Here is a 225-nt window from a genome sequence, read left to right as displayed (position 1 = left end):
CCCCAGATCGCATTGGCTTTTTTTAACATCGTCGCCAACGCAGAGGCCTCCGCACGGGCCGCTTCACTGCGCTTGAGCTGACGTTCCAGTTCGCGGATACGCTTGGCTGAAAGCTTAGCCTGAGCGCGTTCGGACACGCTCAGTTTCGCTACGAGCGGCACGTTAGCCCTCTCGCAGGCTTCACGCCATTCGCGGATCTGTTCAGGATAAACGCCATTGGCACGG

At 59.1% G+C, this 225-nt stretch carries 1 pseudogene; it reads right to left on the bottom strand.

The window, feature by feature from the left end:
• A pseudogene (locus tag GSQ93_RS37845) lies at positions 1-225 on the bottom strand (IS3 family transposase); the annotation flags it as partial.

It is taken from the genome of Burkholderia sp. S171, assembly GCF_009766085.1.
Lineage (GTDB): Bacteria > Pseudomonadota > Gammaproteobacteria > Burkholderiales > Burkholderiaceae > Caballeronia.
The sequence above is the reverse complement of the archived record's forward strand: the minus strand, read 5'-3'. Positions and strand labels throughout refer to the sequence as shown.